We start from the raw sequence: 16571 nt of genomic DNA on the forward strand, positions 1-16571 counted from the left end.
TATTCATCGCTACTTCCCTGATGTTCAATGGGCTCGCCGTGAAGGCGCGCCGCCGAGACCGGCGCGGATAAGACGCAAGAGTTGAACCTCGCGCGGATCAAGGTTGTGATCGGCGCCGGCGACTTCGTCGCAGACATTGAGAATGAGGGCGGCGGCCCGGCTGTCCCGGTAACGGCGGAGCCAGGAGAATGCGGCGCCGGACTCGTCGGGGTCATGCAGCTTGTGAACGTAGCTCTCGAACTGCGCCAGGGTCTCATCGCGGTCACGCATCCAGAGCAGATCCTGACGATCGAGGAACTCGAGCAGATGGTCGCGTTCGACCTCCAGCACCCGGCCGTCGGCGCGCGCCATCAACGCCGCCGCCGCAATGATGGCGTCAAACAGGTCGTCTTCGTGGTTTTCCTGGATTTCGGCGGTGAGTTCGGCGCGCAAGTGCTGCGATCGCCTGGGGGCGTAATATTTCGACATCACGGTTCCTTTTGCTGGCGCCATGCGTGTCGAGGAGAACGGGTCTGATCGGGATATCGCCTGGAGCGGCGAACCTACGACATCGACCGCCTCCAGCGCATCGGCGCGGGATCGGCGATCCGACATCGCGAGGTTGCCCGACCTGGGTCGGGGTCCTCGCCAGAGGGGCCCGGATTCAAATTTGTTTGTATTGAGATGGAGACTTCGACAGCGCCTTTCAAGAGGCGGGCATCTCGAACAGGGGCCGCCGCCTCGTCGGCCCGATGGACAGCAAGCTGCGTCTTCGGACCTCGGATTGGCGTCCGGAAAGGCGCGACTTCACGCCTATCGCGCCCGCACGATCACAAGCGAAATCAGACGTCGAGATTGACGACGTTCAGCGCGTTATCCTGGATGAACTCGCGGCGGGGCTCCACCACGTCTCCCATCAGCTTGACGAACAGATCTTCGGCTTCGTCGCCCTCTTTCACCCTGACCTGCAACAGCGATCGCGCCTCGCGGTCGAGCGTCGTCTCCCAGAGCTGCTCCGGGTTCATTTCGCCCAATCCTTTATAGCGCTGCTGCGTCACGCCCTTGCCGCCCGCGCCGAGAATCGCGCTCAGGAGCGCCACCGGTCCGCTGATCGGAATCTCCTCGCCCCGGCGCAACAACAGCGCCGGCCGCGAAAAGCTTTGGCGCAGGCTCGGCGCCCGCTCATCGAGCCGACGCGCTTCAGCCGAAGCGAGCAGACCGGCGTCGAGATGAAGCACTTGCCTGACGCCGCGCAATTCACGCGCCAGAACAAAGCCGCCATTCTCCACGCGTCCTGTCCAGCCGCGCTCGACCTCGTCGGCGAGGGCGTCGAGCCGTTCGGCGATTTCCCGCGCCTTGGCCTCGGCCTCAACTTCGGACAGCGCATCCAATGGTTTCAACGCGCTGGAAATCGCGGCTTGCTCCACCGCCCCGCGATTGTAACGGTTGTGCAATTGCCCGAGCACCTGCCGGATGAACCGGGCCTCCTCGACCAGCGCGCGCAAATCGGCGGCGGCGCGCTCCTCGCCCGAGGCCAGCCGCAGAATCGCGCCGTCCACGCCATTGCCAATCAGGTAGTCGTCCATCGCCTTCTCATCCTTGAGATATTGCTCGGACGAGCCGCGCTTGACTTTGAACAGCGGCGGCTGGGCGATGTAGAGGAACCCGTTTTCGATCAGCGGGCGCATCTGGCGGTAGAAAAACGTGAGCAGAAGCGTGCGAATGTGCGAACCGTCCACGTCCGCGTCGGTCATCACGATAATCTTGTGATAGCGCAGCTTGTCGATGTTGAATTCGTCGTGGCCGATGCCCGCGCCCAGCGCGGTGATCAAAGTGCCGATCTGTTCGCTCGACAGCATTTTGTCGAAGCGCGCGCGCTCGACGTTGAGGATCTTGCCGCGCAGGGGGAGGACCGCCTGATATTCGCGGTTTCGTCCCTGCTTCGCCGAGCCGCCTGCGGAATCGCCCTCGACGATGAACAATTCGGCCTTAGCGGGGTCGCGCTCCTGGCAATCCGCCAGTTTGCCGGGCAGATTGGCGACATCCAGCGCGCCCTTGCGGCGCGTGAGTTCGCGCGCCTTGCGGGCCGCTTCGCGCGCCGAGGCGGCTTCCACCACCTTGCCGACCACGGTCTTTGCTTCAGACGGGCTCTCCTCGAGCCATTGGCCGAGGGTTTCATTGATGACTCCCTCCACCACCGGCCGGACTTCGGAGGAAACCAGCTTGTCCTTGGTCTGCGAAGAGAATTTCGGGTCGGGAACCTTGACCGACACCACGCAGGTCAGGCCTTCGCGGCAATCTTCGCCGGTGAGATCGACCTTTTCCCTCTTGGTCAGGCCCGAGTGTTCCGCATAGCCGGTGACTTGGCGCGTCAGAGCCGCACGGAAGCCCGCGAGATGCGTGCCGCCGTCGCGCTGGGGAATGTTGTTGGTGAAAACCAGCACATTCTCATGGTAGGAATCGTTCCACCACAGCGCCGCTTCCACGGTGATGCCGTCGCGTTCGCCGCGCATCTGAATCGGCTTTGAGATCAGCGGCGACTTCGTGCGATCCAGATACCGCACGAAGGCCTCTAGGCCGCCTTCGTAATGAAGGATCTCGACCTTTCTTTCCGCATGGCGGGAGTCGCTCAGCACGATGCGAACGCCGGAATTGAGAAAGGCGAGTTCGCGCAGCCGATGTTCGATCGTGGCGTAGTCGAACTCTATCGCGGAAAACGTTTCCAGCGACGGGAGGAAGGTGACGGAAGTGCCGCGCTTGGGCTTGCCTTCTTCCAGCGGCGCCTCGCCGACGACTTTCAACGGCGCGACCGCGTCGCCATGCGCGAAATCGACCTCATGTTCCAGGCCTTCGCGCCAGATGCGCAGGCTCAGCTTGGAGGACAAGGCATTGACGACGGAGACGCCGACGCCGTGCAGACCGCCGGAGACCTTGTAGCTGTTCTGGTCGAATTTGCCGCCCGCGTGGAGCTGGGTCATGATGACCTCGGCGGCCGAAACGCCTTCTTCGGGGTGCAGGCCGGTCGGAATGCCGCGGCCGTTGTCGGTCACCGTGCAGGATCCATCCGCGTTGAGCGTCACCGTGACCAGCGTCGCATAGCCCGCCAGCGCCTCGTCAATGGCGTTGTCGACGACTTCGTACACCATATGGTGCAGGCCCGAGCCATCGTCGGTGTCGCCGATATACATGCCCGGACGTTTGCGCACGGCGTCGAGACCGCGCAGCACCTTGATCGAGCCCGCGCCATATTCGGCGTCGACGGGCGTGGCTGCGGATTGGTCGGTCAAGTTTGAGTCCTTGCGATAACAGTTGCGGCCCAATGGCCGTGATTCGGAGCCGGCATCATAGCGGAAATTCAGGCGAAAGGACGAGGCGCCGCCGGAGTCGGCTGATCCCCGGTCAGGCGCCAGTCAGGCTGCGCGGCGCCGGGCTCACCACGACGGTCGAGCCATTGTTGACCTGAAGCACCGACAAGCCCCGCTCATTGCCGCCGTCGGGCCGGAAGCGGAACACGCCATCGGCGCCGTTGAAGCCCGTGGCGCTCGTCAGCACATCTTCGCTGAACCTGCGCGCGCCCTGGGTGCGCGCCAAAGCCGCGACGAGCGAAACGGAATCATAGGCCAGCGTGGCGACGCGGGTCGGATCCGCGCCGAATTTGGCGCGGTAGCGCTGGGCGAAGCCCATGAAGCCGGCGTTTTCAGGCGAGGCGAACCAGGCGCCTTGCAACGCCGGAAGATTCAAGACGCGCGCGTCGTTCCACAATCCCGTGCCCAGGATCTGCACGGCCCGCGAATCGAGGCCGTTGGCGGCGAGCGCGCGGGACACGTCCGCCATGGCGGACGCCTGTTCCGGAATGAAAAGCGTGTCGATCTGATCGCGGAGCGCCGCAATCTTGCTCGCGGCTTCTTTCGCCGCGCCCGGCCGGTAGCGCTCGATCGCGGCGACGCGCATGTCATGCTTGGCCGCCGCCTGCTGCAACGCGCCGAGCGCGACATTGGCGTAGTCGTTTTCGGGCGCCAGCACCGCGATCGATTTTTTCCCGCGGCTCGCGGCGTAATCGACAATGCGGTCGACGTAGCTCTCGACCAGGAACGACAGAAGATAGACGCCCTTGGTCGTGACGGACATGTCGGTGGAATAGGCGATAACGGGTTTGCCCGCGCCATGCGCGACTTCGGCGGCGGCGCGCACGTCGCCGGCGAACAGCGGCCCAAGAATCAATTCGGCGCCCTCGCCGATGGCCGCGCGGGTGGATTCCCGCGCCCCCTCCGGCGTCGAGCGATCATCCTTGACCAACAAAGTGATGTCGGACGATCCGGCTTCGGACAGCGCCAACTCCGCCGCGTTGCGCATGGATTGCCCGACCGCGCTTTGTCCGGCGCCTTGCGTCAACGGCAGGATCAGCCCCACCTTGACGGGGCCGGAGCCGATCGCGCTGGCGTTGGCGCCCGCAAGGCTGGAGGATTGCACCGGCGTCACGGGGGCGTTCAGCGGCTCATCCGCCCGCGTTGACGGGCCCACGCCTGTGCTCGAACAGCCGTAGAGCGCCGCCAGAACGCAGCAGCCCATGATGCGAGGCAAAAAGTCCTTGAGACGCCGCAATCGTTTCCTCCGCGTGAAGCCAAAGCATGACGCCCTGCGCTACGCGCTTGACAGACCGTGAGATGCAGTCATACGGCATAGGCGCGCCGTCTGGCAACCGAAAGCGGCGAGTCGTCGTGCGCGACCGCCTGCGCGCGAGTTGAATGTTTTTTCGAAAGGCGTGCGTCATGTCGCAAGAGTCCTCACATGCGCAGCCGGGTTCGTCCTTCGTGGCGTTTGGGTTGCGCGCCGAGGCCGAAAAGATTGCGCCCGGACTACATGTGGTCGCGACCCCGATCGGCAATTTGCGCGATATCACCTTGCGCGCCCTCGCCACGCTCGCCGCCGCCGACGCCGTTCTTGCGGAAGACACCCGCGTCAGCCGGCACTTGCTGGCCCATTATGGCATCGCCACGCCGCTCGTCGCCTACCACGAACATAACGCCGCGGCGATGCGGCCCATTCTGCTGGAGCGGTTGCAGAAGGGCGAAAGTCTCGCGCTGATTTCCGACGCCGGCACGCCGCTGGTGTCCGATCCCGGGTTCAAGCTGGTGGCCGAGGCGGTGACGCTCGGATTGCCGGTCACGTCGGTCCCCGGCCCCTCGGCTGTGCTGGCGGCGCTCGTGGTCGCCGGCTTGCCGACCGATCGCTTCTTCTTTGAAGGGTTTTTGCCGGTGAAAAGCGGCGCCCGGCGCACGCGCATCGCGGAACTCGCCGCCATTCCCGGCACGCTGGTGTTTTTCGAATCGCCGCGCCGCCTGGCGGAGACGCTTGGCGATCTCGCGGCGGTTCTCGGGCCGCGCCATGCGGCGGTCGCGCGCGAATTGACCAAACATTTCGAGTCGGTGCGGCGCGGCCCGCTCGATCAGTTGGCGGCGGATTACGAGCAGGATGGGCCGCCCAAAGGCGAGATCGTCCTGTTGGTGGCGCCGCCCGGCGAGGACGCGCCCTTGCTGGCGGGGCCGGCGCTTGACGAGCGCATTCGCGCCGCGTTGCAGAAATTTTCGCTCAAGGACGCCGCCAGCGTCGTCTCCGCGGAGACCGGTCAACCGCGCCGGGCCGTTTACGCGCGCGCTATTGAGCTGTCCAAGCAAGACGAAGCCGAATGACGCGCGAACGGGCCAAGGCCAGGGCTTTTGGTCTTCGCGCCGAAAGTCTGGCGGCGCTCTGGCTGCGCGCGAAGCTCTATCGTATCCTTGATCGCAACTTCCTGGCGCGGGGCGGCGAGATCGACATCGTGGCGCAACGCGGCGACACCGTCGTCTTTGTCGAAGTCAAGGCCCGGCCTCGGATGGAGATGGCGCAGGAGGCGATCACCGCGCTCAAGATCGCCCGGATTTCCCGCGCCGCGCGCTTCTGGCTCGCGCGCAATCCATGGGCGGTCAATTTCACGCTGCGGGGCGACGCCATTTTCATTGCGCCGGGGCGTCCGCCATTTCACCTCGCCGACGCTTTCACGCTCGATCTGTTTTGCTGACGGTCGAGTTTTTTTGTCGCGCGCTCTAGCCTTTTGGCAAGTTTCTCTGTATGAGACGCGCTCTTGGATTTCCGCGCGCGCATGGTCGCGCGCCTTGAACTGCTCGCCAGCGGGCACGGAGATTGAAATGGCTGTTCCGAAGAGAAAAACTTCGCCGATGAAGCGCGGCTTCCGGCGCTCCGCCGATGCGCTCGCCGCCCCGACCTATGTCGAGGACAAGGACTCCGGCGAACTGCGCCGTCCGCATCATGTCGATCTGAAGACCGGCATGTACAACGGTCGTCAGGTTCTGACGCTGAAGTCGAAAGAAGATTGATCCAAACTGGGATCTCTTGAAAAGGCCGGGCGCAGTTCCCGGCCTTTTGCTTTGCATCATCCTTCGGGGTCGACGTCCGGCACCAGCAAGCGTCGCAACGGGATGATCTTCTTGTATTTCGGGTCCAGCCCGTCATAGTATTTCTCGATAAGACCGACGAATTCCGCGCCGTCGATCAGCTTGAAATTCGCGCGTGTCCCGGCGAAGCCGCGCGCAGCGGCGGTATAGCCGCCGGTCGTGATGAAAATGCCGACATTGCGGTCGTGGATCATTGCGTAGAAAGACTTCACCATATCCGCGCCAATGTTCGCCTCGTGCGCCTTGACCTGAATTTTCAGGATCGGCGGCTCGATGCCCAGTTCGTCGCGATGGGCGATGACATCAATGCCGTCGTCGCGCGAGGCGCGCGTGGCGTGGGCGTTGTAGCCCATGGCGCGGAACAGGTCCGCGACGAACGGCTCCATCGGCGCGCCCTTCAACTCGGTCTTGAGCTTTTTCGCAATGAAATCCTTGGTCGTCTCGACGATATCGCGCGCGACCACCGCCTGTGTCTCGTCGTCGGCGAGCGCGCTCGGGCCTTCGCCGGCGCCCGGCGGCGGCTCGAAACGTCGCGCGAATTCGGTCGTGAAATTGCGAATTTCGAAAATGGTCAGGGTGGCGCCGAGCTCATAGAGCGCGCCCTGGGAAAACTCGTCGCGTCCCAACGACTTCAGCCAGCGCACGCCGCGGCGATGCGGAAAATCGGGATTGCCGGAGCGGTCATACAGATAAGGGGTTGAGATCTCGCCCCATAACAAGGTGCGGTCGATCTTGCGCGGGTAGATCACCCGATCGCCGATCTTCATCTCATGAACGAAGCGAAACAATTGTCCGGCTTGGATCGGAATGGCGCCGGGCTTTCTGTCATCGCCGCATTCGGCGAAGGCGTCCTTGAATGCGGCGCGTTGGGCCGGCAAGGCGCTGACGTCGCGGTTCACATTCTGGAAACTGACCGCGAGCAGGCCGTTTTCGATAAACAGCGGATCCGCTTCGCTCTCGCCGCCGGCGCGAATGGCCCAGACCCGGTAGCTCATCTTCCGTCCATGGAAACGGCGACCCGAAGACTCCAGGGCGCCAACCTTGAGCGCTTCTGACAAGAGAGGTCCTGCTCGCGCGCTTGAATTGGCAAAGCTTACGCGCTGGCGTTTGGAGACGCCAGCGGGCTTCGAAGCAAGATGATGTCGCCGATCTCATGAGTTTCCGCAAGAGACCGGCGGATGGGTTTGATGATCTGGCGCGCCGCCAGCGATCACGACATCAGCTGACCGCCATTGGCGGACAGGGTCGATCCCGTGATGAAGCCGGCCTCGTCGGCGACCAGGAAGACGACGGCGCGGGCGATTTCTTCCGGCTCGCCCAGGCGGCCGACCGGAATATGCGGCAGAATCGATTTTTCCAGAACCGCCGGATCGATCGCGCGAACCATTTCGGTGCCGATATAGCCCGGACAAATCGCGTTCACGGTAATCCCCGCGCGCGCGCCTTCCTGCGCCAACGCCTTGACGAACCCGATGTCGCCGGCCTTGGCGGCCGAATAATTCACCTGGCCCATCTGGCCCTTTTGGCCGTTGACCGAAGAAATGCACACGACGCGGCCAAATTTGCGCGCGCGCATGCCTTCCCAAACCGGACGCGTCATATTGAACAGGGAGTTCAGGTTGGTGTTGATGACCCCGTACCACTGGTCCCTGGTCATCTTGTGGAACATGCCGTCCTTGGTGATGCCGGCGTTGTTCACCAAAACGTCGACGGGCCCGAGATCGGCTTCGACCTTGGCTATTCCCGCGGCGCAGGCGTCGTAATCGGACACATCCCACTTGTAGACGGCGATTCCGGTTTCTCCCTTGAACTTTTCGGCGGCTTCGTCATTGCCGGCGTAGGACGCGGCGACCTTGTACCCCGCCGCGTGCAGCGCCTTGGAAATGGCGGCGCCGATTCCGCGCGTGCCGCCGGTCACGATTGCGACTCGAGACATTCTTCCCCCCTTTTCTTGCAACAGTTCCAGATTGAGCGCGCGAGACGTCCGGCGCGCTCAATCATTGCCGTTCTTAGCGCTCGACCGTGAGCGCGATGCCCATGCCGCCGCCGATGCACAGCGTCGCCAGACCCTTCTTCGCGTCGCGCTTCAGCATTTCGTGCAGCAGGCTGACAAGGACGCGCGCGCCGGAGGCGCCGATCGGATGGCCAATGGCGATGGCGCCGCCGTTGACGTTGACCTTCGACGTGTCCCAGCCAAGATCCTTGTTGACGGCGATGGCCTGGGCGGCGAACGCCTCGTTGGCTTCGATCAGGTCGAGATCCTGGATGTTCCAGCCGGCCTTGGCCAGGGCCTTGCGCGAGGCGGGAATCGGGCCGGTGCCCATGATGGCGGGATCGACGCCGGCCGTCGCCCAGGAGGCGATGCGCGCGAGCGGCGTCAGCCCGCGCTTGGCGGCTTCGGCGGCGGTCATCAGCACCAGCGCGGCGGCGCCGTCGTTGATGCCCGAGGCGTTGCCGGCGGTCACCGTGCCATCCTTGCTGAACGCCGGACGCAACTTGGCGAGCGCGTCATAGGTCACGCCGTCGCGGATGAATTCGTCGGTGTCGACGACAATGTCGCCCTTCTTGGTCGAGATCGTATAGGGCGCGATCTCGTCCTTGAACCGGCCGGACTTCTTGGCGGCTTCCGCCTTGTTCTGCGACGCGGTCGCGAACTGATCCTGCTCCTCGCGGGTGATCTGATATTTCGTGGCGATGTTTTCCGCCGTCGCGCCCATGTGGTAGCCGTGGAACGCGTCGGTCAGGCCGTCGCGCAGCATGGTGTCCACCATTTTCAACTCGCCCATCTTGACGCCGGAGCGCAGATAGGCGGCGTGCTGCGACTGGGACATGCTCTCCATGCCGCCGGCGACAATGATGTCGGCGTCGCCATTGACGATCTGCTGCAGGCCGAGGGCCACGGCGCGCAGGCCGGAGCCGCACAGCTGGTTGATGCCGAAAGCGGTCTTTTCGTCGGGAACGCCGGCCTTGCGCGCGGCTTGCCGGGCCGGGTTCTGGCCTTCGCCGGCGGCCAGGATCTGGCCGAGAATGACTTCATCGACATCGCCGGCCTCGACCTTGGCGCGCTCGAGCGCGCTCTTGATGGCGGCGACTCCGAGTTGATGAGCCGCCACATTTGCGAAAGCTCCGCTGAAGGAGCCAACCGCAGTGCGTGCGGCGGAAACGATCACGACATCAGTCGACATGCAGAATCCTCCGGAAAAGCCGCCGCGGTCCTGCTGGACACGATTAACGTTAGCGGCTTGGGCGTTAGTTTGATCATTTCGCCCACCGCATGGTCAAGGCGCATGGCGGCTCGGTCCATGGTCTTTTGGTTGTAGAACCACGACCTTCACAAATCCGTGCCGGTCGTTAAATGGTAACGTCATACACCCGGGCGCGGCGGGCGCCGCCGGCGGGCGCCATAGGCAAATAAATCGGTGGGCGCTCGACTTGCTAATTTCACGGAACAGGGCTTTTCTTGGGTTGATCGCAATGATCGCCCGGCCGCAAGCCGAACAGGAACGGAAATGACCAGCGAAAAGCAACCTGTCACGATAAAAAAATACGCGAACCGCCGCCTCTACAACACCGGCGCCAGCGCTTATGTGACCTTGGACGATCTCGCGGAAATGGTGAAGGGCGGGGAGGATTTCGTTGTCTACGACGCCAAGAGCGGCGAAGACATCACGCGGTCGGTTCTGGCCCAGATCATCTTCGAGCAGGAAGGCAAGACGGCGCAAAATCTCTTGCCAATCCGTTTCTTGCGGCAGTTGATCCGCTATTACGGCGATTCCATGCAGATGCTCGTTCCGAGCTATCTGGAGTTTTCGATCGAACGCCTCGCCTCCGACAGCCAGAAGTTTCGCGATCAGTTCGATGCGGCCCTGAGCGCGAATCCGCTGGCCAATCCGCTGGCCAATCCGACGCGGCAGATGTTCCAGACCATGGAAGAGCAGGCGCGCAAGAACATGATCATGTTCCGCGAAGCCCTCGACATGTTCTCGCCTTTCGGCGCCAACGCCGCCGCGGAGGCGGTCAAGACTCCGGCGTCGCAGGAATTGAACGAGATGCGCGCCCAATTGGCCGAGATGAAAAAGCGCATCGACAGTTTGACGCAGAAAGATTGAGTGCGGCCGCCCGCGCCGATCATCCGGGCAGGGTCACTCTCGCGCGGCCGGCGCCTTCACGTCGGAAGCGGCGGCGGGCGCAAAATAGTCGCCTTGCAGGTAATCCACGCCCCAGTCGGTAAGTATTTTCGCCGTCTCGGCGTCCTCGACCCATTCGGCGACGACGGGAAGTCCGACATGGTGGGCGAGTTCCGCCAGGGTCTTGACGAAAAACCGGTCGTCGGCGGATCGCGCGAGGTTTTGGACGAAAGCGCCGTCGATCTTGACGAGGTCGAAATCGAAACGGCGCAGATTCTTGAACGATGTGTGGCCGGCGCCGAAATCGTCCATCGCGACCCGGGCGCCGCATTTCTTGATTTCGGCGATGGCGCGCACGGTCGCCTCGACGTCCTCGATGGCGCAGGTTTCCGTGAACTCGATCATCAGCCGCCGCGCCAGTTCGGGGAACGGCGCGAGATGCGCGCGCAGCCGGGAGATGAAGTCCGGATCGCGAACCGTCCGGCCCGACATATTGACGGACAGCTGAAGCGCGGGGTCCTCGATCAGTTTCTTCAAGCCCAGTTCGAGGATCCGATAGTCGACCATCTGGATCAGTCCCGACTTTTCCGCGGTGGGCAAGACCGACGACGGAGACACGAGCGCGCCGTCTTTTCGGCGCAAGCGCATCAGGCCCTCGTAGAAGGCCGGCGCCCCCGTGCGCGTGTCGATCAAGGGCTGCAGCGCCAGAATGATGCGGCCGTCGTTCAAGGCCGAAACGATTTCGTCCGAGACTTTCAGCGCCTTCATGCGCGTGTCTTCCCGGGCCAGCGACGGCTCATAGGCGATCAGGCGCGCGCCTCCGGGCTGCCGGGCGATATCGAGCGCTTCCTCGGCGTGCTGGAACAGCAGATGCACCGCCCGACCGTTGCGCGGCGCGACCACCCCGCCAATCCGCAAGGCGGCCGGCACGGGTCCCGCCGTCGTTTCAAACGGCGCGCCGCCGACAATTTCGATCAGCCGCTCGGCGGCGGCGGTCATTTCAGCCGCGTCGCAATTTTCCAGCACCAGCGCGAATTTGTTTCCGGCGTAGCGCGCGACGAGGTCGCGCTCGCGGCAGTTGGTTCGAAGACGCTGGGCGATGCTGGCGATGATCTGGTCGGCGATATCGTAGCCGTAGGTCCGATTCAGCAGGAAAAGATTGTCGATTGCGACCAGCAAGGCCGCGAAGCTCTGTTTTTTCTTCGCCGCCTGAGCGTAAAACAACCCGATCTGTTCCAGCAGGCTGGCGCGATTCAGCACGCCCGTCAGCGTGTCGAAGCGGGATTCGAATGCGAGCCGACGATCCTGCTTGTAGCGTTCCGTGATCACGCGCACCAAGCCGTGCGCCCGGGCGGGGCGCCCGTCAGGGCCGGCGAACCACCGGCCGGTGTCCTCGATCCAGATGGCGGCGTCCCTGGGACTGTCGGGAGGCAGCAAACCATAGCAGATCTGGAAGGGCGCGCCTGCGCCGTCATCGGTCGCAGCGGAGCGCGCGATGGCTTCGTAGCGCGAGCTTTCGCTGTCGGGGGACAGGCATTCGGCGAAGGCGCGGCCGGTTCCGATCAAAGCGACATTCGAGACGCCGAGAACGGAGCGGACGTTCGGCCCCCAGTTGATGATGTCGCTGCGCAGATCCCAGTCGTAAACGACTTCGCCAATGGAATCGAGAATACGGAGCGGGTCGGGGGCGCTCGCCGACGGCGCGCCGTCGAGGCCGGGCGAACGATCTGGAGCGGCCTCGATCAACGGCGCGGGCAGGGCCTGAGGCGGTCGCGCCAGAGGCGGCTGGCTCGGCAGCGAGCTTTCAGTCTCGACGCGACGTTCGGGCTGCGCGTCTTTCTCGCGGGAGAGTTCCGGGGCGGCCTCGGCGACGGTTTTTTTTGGCGTGCGAGAAGCCAAATAGCGTAGTTGCACGGACGTGGTTCCCGAATTCTGATGCGCTTTAAACTGGCCGCAGTTCAGTTAACACCGCGTATAAAATCAGCGCCCCATAGATCTTTTGGGCGCGGCGCGCCGGCCCTGCCGGCCGCCTTCTGGCGCCACGGCGAAGACCCTCGGCGGCTCCCAGGCGACAACAGACGCCGAAAACCTTCAGAAATGATTTTTCCTTTCGCGTAATTCCGTGAAAACCTCGACGTCGTCCGCGTCTTCTAACCCCAATATTTTCCGTAACTTCGGATCGTCTGTGCGGAAGAAGGGATTGGTCGCGCGCTCGCGCCCGATGGTCGTGGGGATCGTCACGGCGCCGCGCGCGCGCAAACGCTCCGCCTCGGCCAGCCGTTCCAGCAAGGCGGGGTTGTCCGGCTCGACCGTCGCCGCGAAACGGGCGTTGGCCAGGGTGTATTCGTGACCGCAATAGACCGCCGTTTCGGCCGGAAGGGCGGCGAGCCGCTGGAGGCTTGCGAACATCATCGGCATGGTTCCTTCCATCACCCGCCCGCATCCGAGCGAAAACAACGTGTCCCCCGTGACGACCGCCGCCTCGTCCGCGAGATGAAAGACGATATGGCCCAGCGTGTGGCCCGGCGTCTCCAGCACCCGCGCCACGCCCCGGCCGAAGGGGATCTCGTCGCCTTCGGTCACCGCAAGGTCGAGAGGCGGCAGCCGGTGGGCGTCCTTGCCCGCCCCGATCACGCGCGCGGCGGGGAAGCGGGCCTTGAGCGCGGCGACGCCGCCGATGTGATCTTGGTGGTGATGGGTGAGCGCGATCTCGCTCAACCTCCAGCCCTGCGCGTCGAGCGCCGCCGCGATCGGATCGGCGTCCGGCGCGTCGAAACAGATGGTCGATCCCGTTCGGGGATCATGCGCGAGCAGGCAGAAATTGTCGCTCAAACATTGCAGCAGCCTGAACTGGACGGTCATGGAAGCGCTCCGGCGGATTGACGCTGCGCGCAGTATAGGCGTCGCCCGGCTATGAAACCATTGCAGGCTGGCGTCGCCGCGATAGGTCTTGCGTCCGTCGGGTTTTTGTGGCGATCCTGTCGCATGGCGCTCGATGTGACTGATCTCCGCAGTTTTTACGCGTCCTCGCTCGGCAAAACCGCCCACCATCTGGTTTGCGGTCATCTTGCGCGACGCTGGGACAATCTCGCCGGACTTTCTGTGCTGGGCCTGGGCTACGCCACGCCCTATCTCGATCATTTTCGCGGACAAGCCCTGCGATTGCTGGCGATGATGCCCGCCGAGCAGGGCGTGGTGAATTGGCCGTCGGACGGCGCCTCGGCGTCCGCCTTGATCGACGACACCATGCTGCCGCTGCCGGATTCGTGCATTGACAGAGTTCTGCTGGCCCACGCCCTCGAAACAGCGGAACATCCGAGGGAGCTGTTGGAAGAGGTCTGGCGCGTCCTGACCCCTGGAGGGCGACTGATCGTGGTCGCGCCGAATCGGTCGGGTCTGTGGGCGCGTCTCGATTCAACGCCGTTCGGCCACGGGCGCCCCTTTTCGCGCGGCCAATTGCACGATTTGATGCGGGAGACGCTGTTCTCCCCGGTCTATTGGAGCGAAGCTCTGTACACGCCCCCCTTCAATCGCGCCGTGGTGCTGCGTCTGGCGCCGGCGATCGAGAGCGTTTCGGCGAAGCTGTCGTTGCCGGGCGCGGGCGTCGTGCTGGTTGAAGCCACCAAACAATTGTACCGTTTGGTCGGCGTCCGCCGTATCAGGCGAAGCTTGCCGGAATTGGCGCCTGCGCTCACGCCGGCCCTGTCGCCGCGTCCGCTCGGATCGGGCCGGGACGTCGCCTGACTATTTGCCGGCGACTTGGGAGCTGTTGGGCGCTTTCGCCATCAAGCCGTCGATGCGGTCGCGCTCTTTCTTGAAGTCCCCAAGCAGTTTGCCTTCAAACTGGCGCGTCCTCGCCAATTTGACGCGCAACGGATCGACAAAGTGGCCGTTGACGATCACCTCGTAATGGAGATGCGGACCGGTCGCCAAGCCCGAGGCTCCGAGATAGCCGACGATCTGACCCTGTTTGACCCGGTCGCCGTCGTGCAGACCGCGCGCAAACGCCGACATGTGGTTGTATGTCGTGACATAGCCGTTGTTGTGTTCGATCTCCACGCGGCGGCCGTAGCCCGAGTCCCATCCCGCCTTGATGACGGTTCCGTTGCCCGCGGCGAAAATCGGCGTGCCAATCGGCGCCGCCCAGTCCACCCCGTTATGCGGCCGTGAATAGTGCAGGATCGGGTGAAAACGCATGCCGAAGCCCGAGCGCAGTTCGCCGGTCGCAATGGGTTTGCGCACCAGGAATTTGCGCGTCGACTTGCCCGAAGGGTCGAAGTAATCGACGCCCTGATCGTCCGGTGACTGGAACCTGTAATATTTGTACGTCTCGCCGCGCGCCGTGACCGAGGCGTAAAGAAGATCGGCGTGATCGCCGTCGTCGCCATTGTCAAAGAACGCGTCGATGGAATCGCCGGCGGCGACCGGCCGCTGGAAATCGACGTCATTGGCGAAGGTGCGGATCATCTGATCGATGATCGGCTTGGGGATTTCTTGCTTGAGAGCGGTTTCGTAGAGCGAATTGTAAAGCCGCATGCCATCGTCGCTGTCGTCGCCGTCCGAGTCGTCGTCCGATTGCGACTTGCGCGACGCGGTTTTGCCGGACGTCGCCTGGGAGTTCTCCAGCAAGAGGTAGCGGCCGCTGTCCGACAGGGCGATCAAGGCCTGCACACGTTCGCCGTCATAAACCGTGAGCCGGGCCAACTGCGGGACCGACGCGTTTTCGGTTTCAGCAAAAGAAAGTTTGATCCGGCGCCCTTCCGCAACGGCGTCCGCGGCGCGGCGTCCGTTGAACGCGTCCTTGACGGCCGCGACGGTCGTCTTTTGCACGCCCGCGGCGGTCAACACGTCGTCGAGCGTTTCGCCGCGGCGTATGACGACGAGTTTGTCCTTGGCGGCGCGCGTCGATTCCGCGTCCCCGACCGGATTGGTGGTCCGCGGCGCCAGCGTCACATTTTCCGGGACCATGCGCACTTCGATCGAAGAAAACGGCGAGCTGACGTTGATGTTGCCCGGGGTCGCGTAGGCGAGGCCGGCATTGGGATCAAACGACGCCCGGCTTGTCTTCATGAGCAGCAGTTGAGACGGCAAGGTTGGAGACGCTTTCGAGCCATCCGTCTGTGAGTGCTTGATGGTTTCGTCAACCTGCGCGCGCACTTCGTCCAGCGACAACGTCCCGTTCGCCACGCCGAATTGGGTCGGCGAAAGCTCCGTCGCGGTGAAACCGACCTCTGCAACGTCTGGCCCTGGCGCGTCATCGGGCGCTTCCGGCGCCGGATTGCTCGAGTCCGAAAGCAATTTTAGCGGGTTGAACTCGGGAACGTCGGCGCTCAAGCCTGTGTCCGAGAGCGTCAACGTCGTCGAAACACGCGTGAACGTCCGATTCTTGATGACCTCGCGATCGCCGACCCTGATGGCGGTCGGGGTCTTGAACGTCTGTTTCGCGGCGACGATGTCGATCGCCTTGATCAACCGGTCGCCCTTCGCAGGGTTGACCTTTTCGCCTTCGCCCTGATCCCTGCGATTGAGCTGCGCGCGCGTCGGCGCTTCGGCGAAATTCGCCTCGCGATCGAATGCTGCGTAGATGGCGCCGCCCAAGAGTCCTGCGCCGATCAGACCAGTCAAACCCGAACCGGCCAGCCATCTCAGCGACACGCGTCGCGCCGATCCGGCGATGCGCTTTTCCCCGCGCGGGTCGAGCGGCGGCTCCGCGCTGCCGGACGCCGCAAGAAGCGCGCGCCGAGAGACTGAGGAGCGAAAAGCGACGAAATTGACCGAGGTCGCCAAGAATTGGCCTCCGTGAACCTTGAACATAAGAGATAGCGCTAAAACGCGGCACTGTCTCCTGTCACCCCCAGCAGAAACGGGGCTTTATACACGCCGGAGGTTGGCCGAAATGGGGCGGCTCGCCCTTCCTTGCCCCCTGCCGTATCCTGTTGTTTTTATTACAATTTCAGATTTATTTCATTTTTTTGTCGTTTTGGAGTTGACGTTTTCGGTGGTCTCGCCTTAT

Annotated in this window: 14 protein-coding genes; 5 read left to right on the forward strand and 9 right to left on the reverse strand. The window is 63.6% G+C overall.

Annotated features, from left to right (window positions below; translation table 11 throughout):
* Positions 1–24: 24 nt before the first annotated feature.
* The 3 genes from CFB24_RS20110 to CFB24_RS20120 form a co-directional block, all read right to left on the reverse strand.
* Positions 25–468 carry a tellurite resistance TerB family protein gene (locus tag CFB24_RS20110; protein WP_170133766.1) on the reverse strand — a complete coding sequence of 148 codons (444 nt, stop codon included), beginning with the start codon at positions 466–468 and terminating at the stop codon, positions 25–27.
* Between the two features lie 353 nt (positions 469–821).
* Complete coding sequence (gene gyrB, locus CFB24_RS20115; RefSeq protein WP_088522431.1) at positions 822–3266, reverse strand: DNA topoisomerase (ATP-hydrolyzing) subunit B; 2445 nt, start codon at positions 3264–3266, stop codon at positions 822–824.
* Positions 3267–3378: 112 nt separating this feature from the next.
* The gene (locus tag CFB24_RS20120; protein ID WP_244593339.1) at positions 3379–4581 is read right to left on the reverse strand and encodes a penicillin-binding protein activator; all 1203 of its coding nucleotides are present in this window, start codon (positions 4579–4581) and stop codon (positions 3379–3381) included.
* Positions 4582–4748: 167 nt separating this feature from the next.
* Here CFB24_RS20120 and rsmI point away from each other — a divergent pair, with 167 nt between their 5' ends.
* From rsmI to rpmF, 3 genes are all read left to right on the forward strand, one after another.
* The gene (gene rsmI / locus CFB24_RS20125; RefSeq protein WP_088522421.1) at positions 4749–5669 is read left to right on the forward strand and encodes a 16S rRNA (cytidine(1402)-2'-O)-methyltransferase; all 921 of its coding nucleotides are present in this window, start codon (positions 4749–4751) and stop codon (positions 5667–5669) included.
* Positions 5666–6037 carry a YraN family protein gene (locus tag CFB24_RS20130; protein WP_088522422.1) on the forward strand — a complete coding sequence of 124 codons (372 nt, stop codon included), beginning with the start codon at positions 5666–5668 and terminating at the stop codon, positions 6035–6037. The genes rsmI and CFB24_RS20130 overlap by 4 nt, the downstream gene beginning before the upstream one ends.
* A 127-nt stretch (positions 6038–6164) precedes the next feature.
* Positions 6165–6353, forward strand: a complete 189-nt coding sequence (gene rpmF, locus CFB24_RS20135) for a 50S ribosomal protein L32 (RefSeq protein ID WP_088522423.1) — start codon at positions 6165–6167, stop codon at positions 6351–6353.
* Positions 6354–6409: 56 nt separating this feature from the next.
* Here rpmF and CFB24_RS20140 read toward each other — a convergent pair whose 3' ends face one another.
* The 3 genes from CFB24_RS20140 to CFB24_RS20150 form a co-directional block, all read right to left on the reverse strand.
* On the reverse strand, positions 6410–7426 hold the full coding sequence (locus CFB24_RS20140; protein ID WP_088522424.1) for a restriction endonuclease: 1017 nt from the start codon (positions 7424–7426) through the stop codon (positions 6410–6412).
* Positions 7427–7641: 215 nt separating this feature from the next.
* On the reverse strand, positions 7642–8367 hold the full coding sequence (gene phbB / locus CFB24_RS20145) for an acetoacetyl-CoA reductase (RefSeq protein ID WP_088522425.1): 726 nt from the start codon (positions 8365–8367) through the stop codon (positions 7642–7644).
* 73 nt (positions 8368–8440) lie between these two features.
* Positions 8441–9616 carry an acetyl-CoA C-acetyltransferase gene (locus CFB24_RS20150; protein WP_088522426.1) on the reverse strand — a complete coding sequence of 392 codons (1176 nt, stop codon included), beginning with the start codon at positions 9614–9616 and terminating at the stop codon, positions 8441–8443.
* 324 nt (positions 9617–9940) lie between these two features.
* Here CFB24_RS20150 and phaR point away from each other — a divergent pair, with 324 nt between their 5' ends.
* Complete coding sequence (gene phaR / locus CFB24_RS20155) at positions 9941–10540, forward strand: polyhydroxyalkanoate synthesis repressor PhaR (protein WP_088522427.1); 600 nt, start codon at positions 9941–9943, stop codon at positions 10538–10540.
* Between the two features lie 33 nt (positions 10541–10573).
* On the opposite strand, the gene CFB24_RS20160 is transcribed toward phaR, so the two are convergent.
* Together CFB24_RS20160 and gloB are read right to left on the reverse strand one after the other, a co-directional pair.
* Entirely contained in the window at positions 10574–12472 is a 1899-nt protein-coding gene (locus tag CFB24_RS20160) for a putative bifunctional diguanylate cyclase/phosphodiesterase (protein ID WP_244593340.1), read from the reverse strand.
* Positions 12473–12649: 177 nt separating this feature from the next.
* Positions 12650–13420 carry a hydroxyacylglutathione hydrolase gene (gloB, locus tag CFB24_RS20165; RefSeq protein WP_088522428.1) on the reverse strand — a complete coding sequence of 257 codons (771 nt, stop codon included), beginning with the start codon at positions 13418–13420 and terminating at the stop codon, positions 12650–12652.
* Between the two features lie 123 nt (positions 13421–13543).
* Between gloB and CFB24_RS20170 the strand changes: the two genes are divergently transcribed.
* Complete coding sequence (locus CFB24_RS20170; protein ID WP_088522429.1) at positions 13544–14302, forward strand: class I SAM-dependent methyltransferase; 759 nt, start codon at positions 13544–13546, stop codon at positions 14300–14302.
* Here the strand turns inward: CFB24_RS20170 and CFB24_RS20175 are convergent, their stop codons facing one another.
* Positions 14303–16345, reverse strand: coding sequence for a M23 family metallopeptidase (locus CFB24_RS20175; RefSeq protein WP_158255342.1), 2043 nt, complete (start codon positions 16343–16345; stop codon positions 14303–14305).
* Between the last annotated feature and the right edge of the window lie 226 nt (positions 16346–16571).

It is taken from the genome of Rhodoblastus acidophilus (assembly GCF_900187365.1).
GTDB classification, from domain to species: Bacteria; Pseudomonadota; Alphaproteobacteria; order Rhizobiales; family Beijerinckiaceae; genus Rhodoblastus; species Rhodoblastus acidophilus.

Excerpts from the sequence above, each read along its gene's own strand:
- CFB24_RS20110 (WP_170133766.1), bottom strand. The coding sequence starts at position 468 with ATGTCGAAATATTACGCCCCCAGGCGATCGCAGCACTTGCGCGCCGAA.
- rsmI (WP_088522421.1), top strand. The coding sequence starts at position 4,749 with ATGTCGCAAGAGTCCTCACATGCGCAGCCGGGTTCGTCCTTCGTGGCG.
- CFB24_RS20130 (WP_088522422.1), top strand. The coding sequence starts at position 5,666 with ATGACGCGCGAACGGGCCAAGGCCAGGGCTTTTGGTCTTCGCGCCGAA.
- rpmF (WP_088522423.1), top strand. The coding sequence starts at position 6,165 with ATGGCTGTTCCGAAGAGAAAAACTTCGCCGATGAAGCGCGGCTTCCGG.
- CFB24_RS20140 (WP_088522424.1), bottom strand. The coding sequence starts at position 7,426 with ATGAGCTACCGGGTCTGGGCCATTCGCGCCGGCGGCGAGAGCGAAGCG.
- phbB (WP_088522425.1), bottom strand. The coding sequence starts at position 8,367 with ATGTCTCGAGTCGCAATCGTGACCGGCGGCACGCGCGGAATCGGCGCC.
- CFB24_RS20150 (WP_088522426.1), bottom strand. The coding sequence starts at position 9,616 with ATGTCGACTGATGTCGTGATCGTTTCCGCCGCACGCACTGCGGTTGGC.
- phaR (WP_088522427.1), top strand. The coding sequence starts at position 9,941 with ATGACCAGCGAAAAGCAACCTGTCACGATAAAAAAATACGCGAACCGC.
- gloB (WP_088522428.1), bottom strand. The coding sequence starts at position 13,420 with ATGACCGTCCAGTTCAGGCTGCTGCAATGTTTGAGCGACAATTTCTGC.
- CFB24_RS20170 (WP_088522429.1), top strand. The coding sequence starts at position 13,544 with ATGGCGCTCGATGTGACTGATCTCCGCAGTTTTTACGCGTCCTCGCTC.